This window comes from Kitasatospora sp. NPDC001261, assembly GCF_042896795.1.
Classification (GTDB): Bacteria; Actinomycetota; Actinomycetes; order Streptomycetales; family Streptomycetaceae; genus Kitasatospora.
Genome location: NZ_JBIAXP010000025.1, coordinates 105,316 through 119,337, shown reverse-complemented (window position 1 = coordinate 119,337; position 14,022 = coordinate 105,316). Strand labels below are relative to the sequence as shown.

At 72.3% G+C, this 14,022-nt stretch carries 11 protein-coding genes and 2 pseudogenes; 4 read left to right on the top strand and 9 right to left on the bottom strand.

The window, feature by feature from the left end; all coding sequences use genetic code 11:
• Nucleotides 1-37 precede the first annotated feature (37 nt).
• The 4 genes and pseudogenes from ACFY4B_RS30210 to ACFY4B_RS30195 all read right to left on the bottom strand — a co-directional run.
• A complete protein-coding gene (locus tag ACFY4B_RS30210) occupies nt 38-673 on the bottom strand; it encodes a class I SAM-dependent methyltransferase (protein WP_387973254.1) in 636 nt (211 codons plus the stop codon).
• 140 nt (nt 674-813) lie between these two features.
• Nucleotides 814-1,014: a ferredoxin gene (locus ACFY4B_RS30205; RefSeq protein ID WP_049650699.1), complete on the bottom strand. Its 201-nt coding sequence runs from the start codon at nt 1,012-1,014 to the stop codon at nt 814-816.
• Between the two features lie 3 nt (nt 1,015-1,017).
• A complete protein-coding gene (locus ACFY4B_RS30200; protein ID WP_387973251.1) occupies nt 1,018-2,223 on the bottom strand; it encodes a cytochrome P450 in 1,206 nt (401 codons plus the stop codon).
• 200 nt (nt 2,224-2,423) lie between these two features.
• Nucleotides 2,424-2,882, bottom strand: a pseudogene (locus ACFY4B_RS30195) (transcriptional regulator); the annotation flags it as partial.
• Between ACFY4B_RS30195 and ACFY4B_RS30190 the strand changes: the two are divergent.
• Nucleotides 2,872-3,255, top strand: a pseudogene (locus tag ACFY4B_RS30190) (SDR family oxidoreductase); the annotation flags it as partial. The pseudogenes ACFY4B_RS30195 and ACFY4B_RS30190 overlap by 11 nt on opposite strands.
• A 126-nt stretch (nt 3,256-3,381) precedes the next feature.
• Here ACFY4B_RS30190 and ACFY4B_RS30185 read toward each other — a convergent pair.
• Entirely contained in the window at nt 3,382-5,118 is a 1,737-nt protein-coding gene (locus ACFY4B_RS30185) for an amidase (RefSeq protein WP_387973248.1), read from the bottom strand.
• Nucleotides 5,119-5,269: 151 nt separating this feature from the next.
• Nucleotides 5,270-6,766 (bottom strand): APC family permease, encoded by a 1,497-nt coding sequence (locus tag ACFY4B_RS30180; RefSeq protein ID WP_380777169.1) that lies wholly within the window; start codon nt 6,764-6,766, stop codon nt 5,270-5,272.
• 97 nt (nt 6,767-6,863) lie between these two features.
• Between ACFY4B_RS30180 and ACFY4B_RS30175 the strand changes: the two genes are divergently transcribed.
• A complete protein-coding gene (locus ACFY4B_RS30175) occupies nt 6,864-7,493 on the top strand; it encodes a TetR/AcrR family transcriptional regulator (RefSeq protein WP_387973245.1) in 630 nt (209 codons plus the stop codon).
• A 139-nt stretch (nt 7,494-7,632) separates the two neighbouring features.
• Here the strand turns inward: ACFY4B_RS30175 and ACFY4B_RS30170 are convergent, their stop codons facing one another.
• Together ACFY4B_RS30170 and ACFY4B_RS30165 are read right to left on the bottom strand one after the other, a co-directional pair.
• Nucleotides 7,633-10,164 carry a collagenase gene (locus ACFY4B_RS30170; RefSeq protein ID WP_387973242.1) on the bottom strand — a complete coding sequence of 844 codons (2,532 nt, stop codon included), beginning with the start codon at nt 10,162-10,164 and terminating at the stop codon, nt 7,633-7,635.
• Nucleotides 10,165-10,499: 335 nt separating this feature from the next.
• Complete coding sequence (locus ACFY4B_RS30165; RefSeq protein ID WP_387973239.1) at nt 10,500-11,180, bottom strand: TetR/AcrR family transcriptional regulator; 681 nt, start codon at nt 11,178-11,180, stop codon at nt 10,500-10,502.
• Nucleotides 11,181-11,278: 98 nt separating this feature from the next.
• Here ACFY4B_RS30165 and ACFY4B_RS30160 point away from each other — a divergent pair, with 98 nt between their 5' ends.
• On the top strand, nt 11,279-12,244 hold the full coding sequence (locus ACFY4B_RS30160) for an NAD(P)-dependent alcohol dehydrogenase (RefSeq protein WP_387973236.1): 966 nt from the start codon (nt 11,279-11,281) through the stop codon (nt 12,242-12,244).
• A gap of 407 nt (nt 12,245-12,651) precedes the next feature.
• A complete protein-coding gene (locus tag ACFY4B_RS30155; protein ID WP_380777173.1) occupies nt 12,652-12,969 on the top strand; it encodes a cytoplasmic protein in 318 nt (105 codons plus the stop codon).
• Nucleotides 12,970-13,096: 127 nt separating this feature from the next.
• Here ACFY4B_RS30155 and ACFY4B_RS30150 read toward each other — a convergent pair whose 3' ends face one another.
• Nucleotides 13,097-13,879: a thioesterase II family protein gene (locus ACFY4B_RS30150; RefSeq protein ID WP_387973233.1), complete on the bottom strand. Its 783-nt coding sequence runs from the start codon at nt 13,877-13,879 to the stop codon at nt 13,097-13,099.
• Nucleotides 13,880-14,022: the final 143 nt, after the last annotated feature.

The following is a 14,022-nucleotide window of genomic DNA, read 5'->3' as shown; positions in this document are numbered from 1 at the left end:
CCGTCCCGGCGGCTAGGCAGGGCCCCGGGAGGTGGCGCTACGCCTGGGCCCGGCTCAGGACCCAGACGCCGTAGGCGTCGTTCGCGCGGTGCAGCTGGTAGGTGCCTGCCCGCAGGTCGACGCGCAGTCCGGCGGCGGCCAGGTCCGCCTCGAACTCCGCCGCCGGGTAGGTGCGGGCGTGCGGCGGCGGGTCCTGGAGGTGGAATCCGACCAGGATCCGGCCGTTCTCGCCGAGCACGTCGCGCATCGCGCCCAGTGCCCTGCGCTCCGTGTCCTCGGCGAGGAAGACGATGACGTTGCCCACGCAGACGACCAGGTCGAACGGGCCGTCGTCGGGGCCGAGGTCGAGGATGTCGCGCTCCTCGATCGCCAGCCCGGGGTAGGTCTCCCGGGCCTGCCGGACCAGGGCCGGGTCGGGCTCGATCGCGACCACGTCGTGCCCCCGCCGCAGCAGCGCCGCGGCCACCCGGCCCATGCCGGCGCCGGCGTCGAGCACCCGGGCGCCGCGCGGCAGGAGGGTGTCGGCGAGCCGGGCCTCACCGTCGACGTCCTCGCCGGCGGAGATGAGGTCGGCGAACCGCTTGCCGTAGTTCCCGCTCTGCCGCGCCTCCTGCCAGCGGGTTCGCCGCGTCGTCGGTATGGGCTCTCCGTGCGGCGGCGTGGTGCTGTTCATGTCCCGCATCCTAAGGCGAGACCGTCGGCGCTGGTCACGGCCACCGAACGCCCGGCCGCGGGCCCTGGCGCCGCAGGCCCTCCCGGGGCCTCGGGCTCCGCGAGACGACCGGACGATCATGTGTCGGACCGGCCCGGCCGTCACAGGTCGGCCGACAGGCTGATCGCCGAGGCGGGGCACAGGGCGACCGCCTCGCGCACCGCGTCCAACGCCTCGGCGGGAGGCTCGGGCTGCCGTACGACCGAGGTGCCGTCGTCCTCGCGCTGGTCGAAGACCTCGCCGGCCGTCAGGGCGCACATTCCGGAGCCGATGCAGCGGTCGACGTCCACGGTGATCCTCATCGGTCACGCGTCCCAGGTGACGGGGAGGCTCTTCACCCCGTAGATGTCCGCGAGCTCCGGGCGCAGGGCGACCTCCTCGGGCGGTACGGCCAGCCGCAGCGTGGGGAAGCGGCCGAGCAGCGCGGGGAAGGCGACCCGCATCTCGATGCGGGCCAGCTGCTGGCCCAGGCACTGGTGGATGCCGTGGCCGAAGGCCAGGTGTCCGCCGTCCTGCCTGCTCAGGTCGAGCACGTGGGGATCGGGGAAGCGCTCGGGGTCGCGGTTGGCGGTGTTGAAGGAGAGGATCAGCCGCTCGCCGGCCTTGACGGTCCGGCCGCCGAGTTCGACGTCCTCCAGGGCCGTCCGCATGAAGGTCTTGGCGACGCTCAGGTAGCGCAGCAGCTCCTCCACGGCCCGGTCGGCGAGCGCGGGATCGGCGCGCAGCGCGGCCAGTTGGTCCGGGGTGCGCAGCAGCGCGAAGGTGCCGAGGGCCAGCATGTTCGCGGTGGTGTCGAGACCGGCGGCGAGCAGGATCAGGCTGATCCCCTTCAGTTCCTCGTCGGTCAGGTCGCTGTCGGTGAGGTCGCTGAGCACGTCGTCGGTGGGGTTGGCGCGTTTGGCGGCCACCAGTTCCGCCAGGTACTCCTGGGTCGCGGCGTAGGCCGCCATGAGGTCCTCGTCGCTGGTCTCCCCGTTCATGAACGAGTCGACCTGCTCCTGGAAGGAGCCCCGGTCCTCGTACGGCACCCCGAGCAGTTCGCAGATCACGATGGCGGGGATGGGCTTGGCGAACGCGGTCACCAGGTCGGTCGGAGGCCCGGCGGCCTCCATGGCGTCCAGGCGGGCGGCGGTGACCTGCTCGATGCGCTCGGTGAGCAGCCGCATGCGCCGGACGGTGAACTTGCCCGTCAGGGGCTTGCGGTAGCGGCTGTGCTGGGGCTCGTCCATGAGGACGAACTCCCCGGGCGGCGCCGGCGGGATCTGGAAGTCGCCGTAGTCGATGGTCGGGTGGAGCATCAGGTCCTTGCGCGAGCTGAACCGGGTGTCGGCCAGCACCGCCCGGACCAGGTCGTAGCCGGTGACCAGCCAGCCGGGCTTCCCGCCGGGGAAGGTGTAGCGGCTCATCGGCCCGTGCCGATGGGCGTCGATCAGCTCGGCGGGCGGGTCGAAGGGACAGCCGGGGCGGCGCGCCGCCGGCATGGTGGTGACGGTGTGCGGGGATTCCCCCATGGCCGTGCCTCGTTTCGCGTTGCCGCACGTTCGGATAACTGGAAAGCTACGGCTTTTCCTGACGTGGCGTCAATCGCATGAAAGGCATTATGCCAGCTCAACAGCGGTAAACTGATGCAATGACGCTGGGGTCGAACGCAACGGAACGTTGCAATGGATGAAGGTTAAGGCAAATCCGCCGGGCGTTGCGGAGCAGGCTGTCACCCGGCGGACCGGTGGGCGCGGTTCGCTGTGGCGTGCACGGAGCCGAGCAGGCCGAGTGCCTCGGCGCTGGGACTGCCGGGTTCGGCATGGTAGATGATCAACTGCTGGCCGGGGGCGTCCCGCACGTCGAACGCGTGGTGGGTGAGGGTCATGCCGCCGACGTCCGGGTGGTGGACGTGCTTGTGTTCGCGGGTCTTGCCGCGCACGGTGTGGGTGTTCCACAGCCGGGCGAAGTCCGTGCTGCGCGTGCTGAGTTCGCCTACGAGAGCCCGTAGGCGCGGACTGCCCGGGTCGACGCCGGACGCCTGGCGCAGGTGCCCCACCACTGTCTCCGCCGTCCGGTCCCATCGGAGGTGGAACGGTCGACCTGCCGGGTCGAGGAAGACCATGCGGGCCAGGTTGTCCATCGCCTCGAAGGGGGAGTACAGGGCCTCGGCCAGGGCGTTGGCGGCCATCTCCGCCGCCTTGCCCGTGCTGCGCACCCAGGGTGGCGGGCACATCGTGAACATCGCCTCCGTCGGTGCGCACGAGGTCTCTCCCACCGCCGCCGTGTACTGCGCCACCAAGTTCGCAGTCCGTGCGATCTCCGAGGGCCTGCGTCAGGAGTCCGCCGGTGACGTCCGGGTCACGCTGGTCTCGCCGGGCGTCACGGAGTCCGAACTCGCCGACGGCATCGCGGACCCGGCCGCCCGGGCGGCCATGCGGACCTACCGCGCCGTGGCCCTGCCGGCCTCCGCGATCGCGGACGCCGTCGCCTACGCGATCTCCCAGCCGCCGTACGTCGACGTGAACGAGATCGTCGTACGACCCGCGGCGAGCGCCCAGTGACGGAAGGAAAGGGCCGGAGAGGCCGCCTCCACCTTCTGGTGGAAACGGCCTCTCCGGTCTGTGGAATCGTGGTCGGGAAGGTGTAAACCCGCCAATTCCTCGGTGTCTTGACGGTCCGTCAGGCCATCAGACGGCCGGAAGGCGCGGGGTGCGCGGCGGCTCCGTGCGGCGGTGCCCGGTCGACTCGAAGGCGGCGGCGAGTCGGAGCAGGCTGTTGTCGTCGTAGGCGCGGCCCGCGAAGGTCAGTCCGACGGGCATGCCGGTGTCCGCCATGGTGCCCATGGGGACGGTGACCGTCGGGATGCCGAGGTGGCGGGGGGCGAGGTTGCCGTTGGCGACCCAGACGCCGTTGCGCCAGCCGAGGTCGGCGGAGGCCTCGTTCACGTCCATGTCCGCGGGGCCGACGTCGGCGACGGTGGGGAAGACCACGGCGTGCAGGCCGAGTTCGTCCATCCACGTCTCCAGGTCGATCCGGCGGGTCTCCTCCAGGCCGCGCAGGCCTTCCTCGAGGTGCGGCATGTCGGTGATCGACGCGTAGGGGTGGTCGCGCACCAGCCGCGGGTAGTCGGCGATCCCGTCGTCGAAGCCGGCGTAGCGGTCCGGCAGTTCGCCGGGGTGCTTGGGCCAGATGAGCGCGCCGTCGACGTCGGCGAGGGTCGCCAGCGCGGGGTCCCCGTTGGCGCGCAGGAAGTCGTCCCAGGCCCAGGCGGAGAGGTCGAGGATCTCGTGGGTGAGGAAGTCGCGGCTGACCAGGCCTCGGGTGAGCAGGGAGGGCGCGCCGGGGCGGTCCGACTCGTAGTTGGTCACCACGGGGAAGTCGACCTCGACGACCTCGGCGCCGGCGGCCTCCAGGTCGCGGCGGGCGGCCTGCCACAGGGCGATCACCGAGGCGCGGGTGTCGATCGACTGCCCGGTCTGGCCGCCGATGCCGCCGTCGGGGTTGGTGCCGGCGTCGGGGTCGGCGTTGATGTACATCCGGGGGACGCCGACGCGCCGGCCGGCGAGCGTCGCGCGCGCCGCCGCCGCGTCGGCGGGGGCCAGCGCCGGGTAGGAGGCCGGACGGACCTGGGACGGCGCGGGCAGCGGGATCCAGGGCTGGGCGCGCCACAGGTCGCCGCGGGTGTCCGGGTCGTCGGCGACGATGACGTCGAGCAGTTCGAGCAGGTCGGCCATGGTGCGGGTGTGGGGGACGACGACGTCCATGGTCGGGACGAGCGGCCAGTTGCCGCGCACCGAGATCACGCCGCGGCTGGGCGTGTAGGCGCACAGCGCGTTGTTGGAGGCGGGGGCCCGGCCCGAGGACCAGGTCTCCTCACCGAGGCCGAAGGCGCCGAACGAGGCGGCCGTGGCGGTGCCGGAGCCGTTGGAGGAGCCGGAGCCGTAGGCGCTGGTCAGCCAGTCGGCGCTGTACGGGCTCTCCGCGCGGCCGTACACGCCGCGCTGCATGCCGCCGTTGGCCATCGGCGGCATGTTGGTCAGGCCGATGAGCACGGCCCCGCCGGCGCGCAGGCGCTCGATGGCGAAGGCGTCGCGCTGGGCCACGAGGTGCTCGAAGGCCGGTGAGCCGGCGGCGGCGGTGAGGCCCTCGGCGAGGTAGCTGTCCTTGGCGGTGTAGGGGATGCCGTCGAGGGGGCCGAGGGTCTCGCCGCGGGCGCGGCGGGCGTCGGAGGCCTCGGCCTCGGCGCGGGCGCGGGGGTTCGTCACGACCATCGCGTTGAGCGCGGTGGCGGTGCCGGGCCGGTCGTAGGCGTCGATCCGGGCGAGATAGGCGTCGAGCAGGCCGACCGCGGTGGTCTCGCCCTTCTCCAACGCCGCGCGCAGGTCGGCGATACCGGTCTCGACGACGTCGAATGCGCGTGTCATGCGGGTGCCTCCAGGGTTTTCGGTTGAACGGTCCGAGGTGTCGGGCCTCGAAGGTGCGGCGCTGGGCCGCTGGTGGGACGTGACCCCGCCCGGGGGGTGGGATGCAGCTTCGCACGCGTCGGCCGAGCGGTGCCGCCCGGGCCGACGCCGGCTACAGGACGGCGGGGGCGAGTTCGGCGGTGTGCGGGTGCTCCTGGTCGGTGTCGGTCATGCGGCGGTCGGGGCGGCGCGCCAGCAGGTAGGCGAGGCCGGCGAGGGTGACGGTGCCGACGCCGAGCGGCGCCGCCCAGATCTGGTACCAGGGCGCTCCGGCCGGGGCGAGGATGGCGCGCGGCCAGCAGATGTTGACCAGCTCGAAGCCGGTCCACAGCACCGCGAGGACGTTGAGCGGGGTGCCGAGGCGTCCGTAGCCGACCGCTCCGGCGGGCGTCCAGGTGCCGCGCAGGCGGGCGACGAGGGCGACGAGGGCGAGGATGAAGAACGGCACGAAGATGGCGGCGCTGCCGAAGGTGATCAGGCTGCCGATGGCCGAGGTGTTCAGGCCGAGCACCAGCGCGGCGCAGCTGACCGCCGTGGCGGCGACGAGGCCGCCGATCGGCGCCTGGTGCCGGTTGACCTTGCGGACGTGGCGGGAGAAGGGGAAGACGTCGTCGCGGGCGAGGGAGTAGAGGCCGCGGGCGGCGCCGCCCTGGGAGGCCATCAGGCAGGCGGTGAAGCTGATCAGGACGACGAGGACGAAGGGCTTCTCGGCCCAGCCGCCGAAGGCGTGGGTGACGGCGGTGGTGACCGGGTCGAGGTCCTTGACCGCGACGACGTCGGCGGGGTCGGGGTGGGCGAGTTCGACGGAGACCGCGTTGAGGATGACGACGAGTCCGACGCTGAGCAGCGACCACCACATCGCCCTGGGGACCTGTCGGGCGGCGTCCTTGGTCTCCTCGGCGGTCGACACGCAGGCGTCGAAGCCCATGAAGGCCCAGCCGGCGACGGCCACGGCGGCGAGCAGGGCACCGGTGTCGCTGATGCCCAGCCCCTTCGGCGCGTTCAGGAAGTCGGTGAGCAGGGAGAGGCCGTGCTGCCGGAAGACCAGCAGCAGGGTGAGGCCGACCAGGACGGAGGCGACGGCTTCGGCGGCGATGCCCAGGCCGACGAACCAGCGCAGGAAGTTGATGCCGTAGGCGTTGACCAGGGTGCAGCAGAGGATGAAGCCGGCCGAGACGAGGACCTGTTCGGCGGGCGTCGGGACGGTGCCGAAGAGCGCGAAGAGCCAGGGCGAGGCGAGGTAGGCGACGGTGGTGTTGCCGAACATCACGGCGAACTGCCACATCCAGCCGCTCAGCCAGGCGACGGCCGGTCTGGCCAGGCGTCTGCTCCACTGGTAGGCGCCGCCGGCCAGCGGCCACTGCGAGGCGAGCTCGGAGTAGACGGCGACGACCAGGCACTGCCCGAGCAGGCACAGCGGCAGCGCCCAGACCCAGGCCCCGCCCGCGACGCTCATGCCGACCTGCACGGCGGCGTACAGCCCCACGACGGGGGAGACGACGGCGAAGCCCATGGAGATGTTTCCGAGCACGGTCAGGCTGCGCCGCAGCTCCTGCTGGTAGCCGAGCGTGGCCAGCCGGTCGGCATCGGTCGGGGTGGTCTCGGCCACGGGCTGCGCCTTCCAGATAAAACTAACTTTGTTAGCAACCGCTGTCGGTCTGGCACGATAGCCTCCGGACACGGGGAGCGGAAGAGGGGATTTTTCTGTGGGCCGACCGAGCAGGGCAGTGCTGACCCGCGAGCGGATCGCGCTCGCCGCGCTCCAGGTGGTGGACGAGGACGGCCCCGACGGCCTGACCATGCGGGCGCTGGCGGAGCGGCTCGGGGTCAAGGCGGCCTCGCTCTACAACCACATCCAGAGCAAGGACGAGCTGGTCGACGCGGTCTCCGGGCTGGTCAACGACGAGATCGACCACACACCGCTGGGCGATCCCGACTGGCGGGCCGGCCTCGCGGCGTACGCGCGCGGCTACCGCGCGGTCTTCCTGAGGCACCCGAACGCCATCGCCCTGCTCGCCCGCCGCCGCGTCGAAGCGGCCAGCGCGCTGCGCGGCTACAACGGGCTGCTCGCCCTCCTCGGCCGGGCCAGCCTCGGCCCCGCGGACGCGGCGGAGGTCGCCGCGGCGGTGGACTACCTGGTACTCGGCTCCGCGGTGGAGACCTTCGCGGCCGGCTTCACCCGGGCACCGGCCGAGTACCGGCCGGAGTACCCGGCGCTCGCGGACGCCCTGGACAGCTCCTTCGCCCGCGGCGGCGGTGCCACGGGCCTCGACGACCGCGGGTTCGAGCTCGGGCTCGGTCTGCTGCTCGACGGCGTGGAGCGTCGGACCCCGTAGGGCCGGGGCGGGGCGCCGCTGCCAGGGGAGGGGACCGAGGCTCGTGCCGGACGGCGGGGGCGTTCGCGCGCCGACGGGTTGTCGGTCTGCGAACGCCCCCGCCCGGGGCCGCGGCGGATTGCTCGCGCCGGTGTGCGGGTCAGTACCGGGTGGTGACGGTGACTCCGCTGAACGCGGTCTTGCCGTAGAGGGTGATGTACCGGTACCCGGCGGTGGTGTTGGTGACGGTGATGCTCTGGTCGGCGCCGTTCTTGGTCGAGGAGGCGGTGTAGGCCGTGTTCGAGGCCCAGGCGTCGGTGTTGTAGTACAGGTGGGCGGTGCCGGTGCCGCCGGCCGTGCTGACGTTCAGGGTGACGGTGCCGGCGGGCATGAAGATGTACAGCTTGTCCTGCTCGCCCTCGGCGGCGGACCGGTCGGTCCGGAAGCAGTTGCGGTCCATGGCCCGCGGGTCACTGCCGGTGCAGGCGGTGGGGGCCGCGGGGGTGGTGACGGTGACGGGCTTGCTGGTGCCGGCGGTCTTCCCGTTGGTGTCGGTGACGGTCAGGGTGACGGTGTAGGTGCCGGGCGCGGTGTACGTCTTCCACGGGGTGGTCTCCGCGGAGGTGGTGCCGTCGCCGAAGTTCCAGACCCGGGAGGCGATGCCGCCCTTTCCGCCGGTCTCGGTGGAGCGGTCGGTCAGCTGCGCGGTCAGGCCGGAGACGGTCGCGTCGAAGGCGGCGGTCGGCGTGCCCGCGCTCAGGCAGGTGTCGGCGGCGCAGGTGTCGAGCCAGGTCCTGAAGCCCGCGTCGTAGAGGGTGCCGATGGCGTTGTAGTAGGCGTAGCCCTGGGCGTAGTTGCCGGCGCGGAAGTAGTAGAGCATGCCCTGGATGACGCTCGGGTACCGCTCGACCATGTGGCGCACGGCGAGGTAGCCCCAGTGGTAGGTGCGGACGAGGTCGCTGTTGCGGTAGGTGCTCTGGAACAGGGTGCTGAGCGGGTAGGTGTGCTTGGGGGCCTGGGTCACCGCGTTGGTGTCGGTGACGCCGCGATACGTGTAGGAGACGTACTCGGCGACGCCCTCGATCCACCACAGGTCGGGGACACTCGTCTGCTGGTCGAAGCCGCCCTTGAGGTTGTAGCGGGCGTCCAGGACGTGGGCGTACTCGTGGTTGAGGTTCCAGATCCGGGCGGTGAAGCCGTTGTCGGTGGGGTGCCGGTACATGATGGTGACGGGCTGGTTGGCCGGGTCGGTCGGTGTCCCGGTGAGGGTGATGCCGCCGTTGTTGGTGTTGGCGCCGTAGATCGCCCCGGCGTAGGTCTGGTAGTCCGCCTTGCCGGAGAAGACCACGATCTGCACGGACGATTCGTACTGGCCGGGTATGGGGCCGTTGTCGCGGACGAGGTTGTGGAAGAACGCGTCCTCGCCCCTGAGATCGGTGCAGACGGCGGCGAGTTCGGCCGGGGTGAGGTCCTGGGCCAGGATGGTGCGGGTGGCGTCGCAGGTGTGGCGGACCGGCAGCGAGGCGGCGATCAGCCGCTTGTTCAGGTCGCAGGTGCCGTAGGTGGAGCACTGGTCCGGGTCGAGGTAGTCGGCCATGGCGGCGGTGGCGACCCACAGCGGGGCGGTCGGGCCGGTGATCGACGATCCGTCGAGCAGGGACTTGACCAGCGGCCGCACCTTGCCCTGGAAGGCCGGGTACTTGACGAAGCGGGTGAGCACGCGGCCGGCGTTGGCGTCCAGGACCGCGTTGTCGGTGCCGAGTAGGTCCCGGTGCTTGAGGGTGAAATCGTTCAGGGTGTCGATGATGCTCGGGTCGGCGGCGACGGCGGCGAGGAAGTCCGGGTTCTTGTCGTGGCCGCGGTCCAGCGGGGTGAAGACGCTGTTGACGAAGGTGACCATGTTCCTGGAGCCGTCGTACGAGCGGTCGTAGCCGTTCAGTACCCGCTTGTAGGTGTTCAGGTAGCGGGCCTGCAGCTTGGCGCTGTCGGTGAGGATGACGACGTCGTTCGCGATCTGACCGTGCGCGTCGGTCACGTCGGTGAAGTGCGGGCCCGCGACGAACGCGTCGATGCCGCGTGCCACGGCCTCGGTGAGCGTGTTGTCGAAGCCGGGGATGTGCGCGGGGTCGTTGGACTGCACGTAGTAGCCCGCGCGCAGGAACAGGACGAGCTGCCACGCACTCGTCGAGTTGTCACCCGGGTAGGTGGCGGCGGCGTCCCGGAAGGCGTCGGCGACCGTCGCCATCTGGCCCTGGCGGAACACGCTGACCGCCTCCGAACCGGAGGCGTAGAACAGCGAACCGATGCACTCGGGCTTCGAGGCTTTGACGAAGGAGACGAGCGCGGCACCGGAGCGGCCGCTGAAGTCGGCCGGGGTGCACGACTGGACGGCTGCCGGAGCCGCGGACAGCGTCTGCGGCGAGGCCTTGGCCGAAGCCGTTCCGGAGGAAGCGGGCTCGGGCGACACGGGAACGCCGGGCAGCGGGAGCTGATCGGGCGTCAGTCGGCGGCTCTGCGGTGCGTCGTGCTCCGAGGAGTCCGTCCCGGGAACGTCGGTGGGCGGCAGGAGGCTGCCAGGGGCCTGCCGGGTGCTGGGGGTGGTTGTGGGGGTGGGGGCGGCAGCCAGGCTGGGGCCGGCGGCCAGGCCGAGGAGGGTGGTGCTCGCCGCGATCGCGGCGAGCAGTCTGGGCATGCGTGAGGGCAGGCGCAACGTCGTTCCTTAGTGGGGGGAGGCAGACGAGCGCTCAGCAGACGGGGGAAGGGGAGGCGGCTGGGGCGCGTCGACGCATGCTCTCACGTGGTCCGACGCGCCATCAATAGGGCGTGACATGTCACATGCCTTTGGGGGGTGAGGCGTAGTTCGGTGGGGGGTGGCCTGAAGTCGCCCACGCGGAGAGGATCATGACCCGCAGTCGGTTGGTGGGCGACCGGGATCCGCCCGCAGGCGCCGGCCCGGCGAGCGGGCCGGCGCCTGCTGACGGCCTGACAGATCCTGGTTGCCGGTGGAGGTGCGGGTGCCGTCTCGTGTCAGGCCCTGGGGCGCCGCTGCCGCTGTGAACTGTCCGTCGGCATCGGGAGGTTGCGCAGTGTCAGCGCGGCCGGCGGAGGCAGCGGTCCGTTGGCCGCGTCGGCGCGGAACGACTGGAGCAGGTAGGCCACCAGGCGCCGGGACGCCGCACCGTCGTCCGGCAGGGCGGTCACCAGGGCGCAGTGTGCCAGCAGGACCACGGTGAGGTCGGAGGGGTGGAAATCGGCCCGCAGCGAGCCCGAGGCCTGGGCCCTGCGCACCAGGGTCGTGAGGTCCCGCTCGGCTCGTCGCCGGGACGGCGCGTGCTCCGGCGTGCTGTCCGGGAAGGCCGTGACGAACGCGGCCGGGAAGCCGCGTTCCTCCCGTTGCAGGGCGCAGACCGTCTCGACCAGCTGCTGGAAGCCCTGCCACGGGTCGGGGGCGGCCAGCGCCTCGGTGAGCGCCCGCGAGCAGGTCTCCATCTGCCGCGCGAACGCGCCCCGCACCAGGGCGTCCCGGGTCGGGAAGTGCCGGTACAGCGTCGCCACGCCGACCCCGGCCCGACGGGCCACGGTCGCCATCGGGGCGTCGATCCCGTGCTCCGCGAAGACCGTACGGGCGGCGACGAGGACGCGCTCCCGGTTGCGCCGGGCGTCCGCCCGCACCCCGTCCCGGGCTGTGATCCGAGAGGATTCCGCCATCACTGTCTCTCGCTTCCGGTCGAAACGGACGATTGCGTCCACTTGAGAGCCTACGGTCGCTGCCAGATCCCTACGGCCCCCGGCGGCAAGGCGGAACGATGAACGACCACATGATGAAGGCAGTGCTCTACGACCGCTACGGCGGCCCCGACGTGCTCTACACGGGCCGCGTGCCACGCCCCGAGCCGGCCCGCGGCGAGGTCCTCGTGAAGGTGCGCGCGTTCAGCGTCAATGGCGGCGAACTGGCCGTCCGCTCCGGCCGTCTCCGCCTCCTGAGCGGCCGGACGTTCCCCAAGCGCGTCGGCCTGGACTTCACCGGCGAGGTCGCCGCACGGGGAGCCGGAGTCACCCGGTTGGCGGCCGGCGACCGCGTCTGGGGAGTCCTGGGCCGCACCTCCGGGTTCGGCAGCGCCGCCGAGTACGTCACCGTGCCCGCCGAGCGGGTCGGCCGGCTCCCCGACGGCCTCGACCCGGTGGACGCCGCCGCGCTGCCGGTGGCCACCGCCGTCATCACCGCGCTGCGGGACAAGGCCGGGCTGCGCCCCGGTGAACGACTCCTCGTCCGGGGCGCGGCGGGCGGTGTCGGCAACGCCGCCGTCCAGCTCGGACGGGCGTACGGCGCCGAGGTCACGGCCCTCGCCCGCGCGGCGAGCCTCGACTTCGTCCGCGGACTCGGCGCGCACCACGCCGTCGACCACCGAACCGTGCGGCCGGCCGAGTTGGGCCGCTTCGACGTGGTCCTGGACGCCGTGGGGACCGACCTGCGGGCCTTCCGGCGCCTGCTGACCCCCGGCGGGCGCATGGTCGCCCTCGCCTTCGACCCGAAACGGCCCGCCGCGACGTTCGGCTACGTCGCGGCCAGCACGGTCCACGGACACCGCCGGGTCCGCTTCTTCAGCGGCGACCCCAAGCGGGCGGACTTCGACGACCTCGCCCGCCACGTGGCCGAGGGCAAGCTGCGCCCCGCGGTGGACACGGTCTTCCCCCTGGAGGAGACGGCAGCGGCACACCGGGCGCTGGAGGCGGGCGGCGTCCGGGGCAAGTACGTGGTCAGGGTCGCGTAGGAGCTGGTGGAGGCGCTGAGCGCAGTCACCCGTACGGGTTCGTGCGGCCCTGTCTGAGCAACGGTTTCATCCGGCTGACCAGGGGTTGTAGGACCAGTACGTCCACGTTCGGCGCAATCGCGGGTTGGGGCCGGTTGGCGGCGTCGGGCTGCGCCTCGTTCTTGATCGCGGCAGTGTCGGAGGCCCGGGGTTGTCGTCGCGCGTGGCGGTCCGCCGCGGGTCGTCATCGCCCCGTTCGCCGCCGTCGCCGGCCGCCTACGGCCGACTGTTCTCCCTCAAGTCGAAAGGCCCAGCATGACGCAGAGCACCGCCCAGGCTCCCGCTTCCACGGGTCCCCGGGGGCCCGACAGCCTGCCCGGACGACGCGGCGCCGATCCGGCGCTGGCCATCGAGGCGGCTGCCGCCGTATGACGGGCCAAGGAGATGCCGAGGACCAGGACCCCACCGTCACCGACCCTGACCTCTACCGCATCGTCTTCGAGAACGCGCGCGTCCGGGTGCTCGAGTACCGCGACACCCCGGGGGTCAAGACCGGGCTCCACTACCACCCCGACAGCGTCATGGTCGTCCTGAGCACCTTCCGACGCCGCATGACCGAGGGCGACACCGTGGTCGAGGTCGAACGGACACGGGCACCTGAGGCGAACTGGCTACCGGCCCGGACCCACGTCGGCGAGAACATCGGGACGACGGACACCCACATCATCTTCGTCGAACTCAAATGACCGGCTGACAGGGTCCCGAAGCCGACCGGGCGGAGAGGAGGTGTTTCGCCCGGGTGGTACCGGCAGGGCTCGGCCGCCCGGGCCCTGGACGTCTCGCACGACCGGGGGGCGCCGCGCGACCGTCCGGCTAGTGAAGGCGTCGCAGGCCCTCGCGCAGGGCGCGGGTGATCGGTTCGACGGCCTGTGGGGAGTCGAGGAAGTGGTGGGGGACGGGGAGGACGTGGTGGGTGAGGGGGTGACGGGTCATCGGCTGCCAGCGTGGTACGGAGGCGGCCGGGACGATGGCGTCGTCGCGGGCCGTCCACACGGTGACGGGGTACTCCAGCGGCCTGGGGTGCGGGCCGTACGCGTAGGTGTCGATCAGGGTGAGGTCGGCGCGGATGGCCCGTAGCGCTTCGCGCCGGTCCGCCTCGCGCTCCTCGGTGGGCAGCGGGATGGCCAGGGTGGCGGTGAGCGCGGTCAGGTCGTCGTCGGTCAGGGCTCGCCCGGCCACGTCGAAGGCGGCGTACTCCGGCGGCGAGAACGCGGCGCACACGTGCAGGGCGAGGGCGGGCCGGCCGCGCTGCTGGAGGCACCACGCGACCTCGTAGCCGATGACGGCTCCCATGCTGTGTCCGAGGATCACCAGGGGCTCCGTCGTGTACTGGGCCACGGCGTTGGCCAGTTCGGCGGCGAGGTCGGCGAGGCCCGAGGCCGGGTCGGCACCCGGTGCCTCCGGGTCGGCCTTCCGGCCGGGGTAGCGGGCGGTCAACGCCCGTACCGTCGAGGTGAGATGACGCGGCCACAGGGAGAAGTCGGTGACGCCGCTGCCCACCCCGGGAAGCAGCAGGACGGCGACCTCCGCCTCGGTCCATCCCCCTCCGGCCGACAGCTCCCACAGCGGGCCGTCGCCGAGCATCCTGCCCCCCACGGAACCCTCCCTCCCCATGCGCACCCGTTCCGGTGAGGCAGCCTTCCCCGGACGGGGCACACCGATAGCCGGAACCACCCGATCGTGGTAACTGCGGGAGGCCGACGTGTCCCCGCGCCCGGGCTGGGCAGGCTCGGGCGGAA

Coding starts and splice junctions, on each gene's coding strand:
- ACFY4B_RS30200 (WP_387973251.1), bottom strand. CDS start 2,223: ATGGGGGAATCCCCGCACACCGTCACCACCATGCCGGCGGCGCGCCGC.
- ACFY4B_RS30165 (WP_387973239.1), bottom strand. CDS start 11,180: ATGGCGGAATCCTCTCGGATCACAGCCCGGGACGGGGTGCGGGCGGAC.
- ACFY4B_RS30160 (WP_387973236.1), top strand. CDS start 11,279: ATGAACGACCACATGATGAAGGCAGTGCTCTACGACCGCTACGGCGGC.
- ACFY4B_RS30205 (WP_049650699.1), bottom strand. CDS start 1,014: ATGAGGATCACCGTGGACGTCGACCGCTGCATCGGCTCCGGAATGTGC.
- ACFY4B_RS30170 (WP_387973242.1), bottom strand. CDS start 10,164: ATGCCCAGACTGCTCGCCGCGATCGCGGCGAGCACCACCCTCCTCGGC.
- ACFY4B_RS30210 (WP_387973254.1), bottom strand. CDS start 673: ATGAACAGCACCACGCCGCCGCACGGAGAGCCCATACCGACGACGCGG.
- ACFY4B_RS30185 (WP_387973248.1), bottom strand. CDS start 5,118: ATGACACGCGCATTCGACGTCGTCGAGACCGGTATCGCCGACCTGCGC.
- ACFY4B_RS30155 (WP_380777173.1), top strand. CDS start 12,652: ATGACGGGCCAAGGAGATGCCGAGGACCAGGACCCCACCGTCACCGAC.